This window comes from Chryseobacterium sp. CG10_8 (genome assembly GCF_058117085.1).
In genome coordinates, this window is the sequence record NZ_JBYVEB010000254.1 from 1 (window position 1) to 911 (window position 911).

Genomic DNA, 911 nt, shown 5'->3' on the forward strand with positions numbered 1-911 from the left:
GAGCCTGTTTAAATTTTGTTCAATAAATTTTTTATAGCAGATAATTTGACCATATTTTCAGAGGTTTCCATCAGAAGTTCATAATTCCTACACAATCTTCGGTCGTTATCAAACCAAGAAAACGTACGTTCTATAATCCACCTTTTGGAAATAGGATTGAAACCATCCTTTTTATCATCATTTCTCATAACCACATTAATCAAATATCCAAAACGATTCCTCACTTGTTCTATAATTTCCCCTCTGTATCCTCCATCTGCAAGAATAACCTTTATTGGGCTTAAAAAATACGTCAATGTTCTCATTAAAAATTCTGCCGCCTTGCTGTCGTGGACATTGGCTACGGTTACCATTATTGTCAATAAAAATCCATTTTTGTCTACGACAACATGTCTTTTGATTCCTTTCACTTTCTTGTTTCCATCATAGCCGTTTAATGAACGATTATTGCCCCATTTTACGCTTTGACTGTCCATGATTCCCAAACTCGGGTCACAGTTTTGATTTCTTTTAATTCTGACTCTTTCCCTCAATTTTGAGAGTAATAAATCAAACTCCTCTGCATTAGACCATTTCGAATAATAGTAATACACCAATTGCCATTTGGGAAAATCTCCTGGCAACAACCGCCATTGACAGCCCGTCTTTATTAAATACATAATAGCGTCCCAAATCGTTCGTAGACAATATTTTCGCTTTCTATTATCAAATTCTAAAGTCTTTTTTATAAATTGCCACTGATTGTCAGAAATGTTGGTTGAATAATTTTTCATGATGTAACTTAATTGATTAACAACTAACAAGTTACGAAAAATATTTAATATAAAAAACTGACAATCATTCTTTTATGCAAATATTTCAACTAATATAACCTTCATAAACTTTTTTCAATTTAATTTTTAAACAGGATC

The 911-nt window shown here is 32.2% G+C and carries 1 protein-coding gene; it reads right to left on the reverse strand.

What is annotated here, in order from left to right; translation table 11 throughout:
- Window positions 1-8 precede the first annotated feature (8 nt).
- Entirely contained in the window at window positions 9-773 is a 765-nt protein-coding gene (locus AC4AGG_RS16600) for an IS5 family transposase (protein WP_489773136.1), read from the reverse strand.
- Window positions 774-911 lie beyond the last annotated feature (138 nt).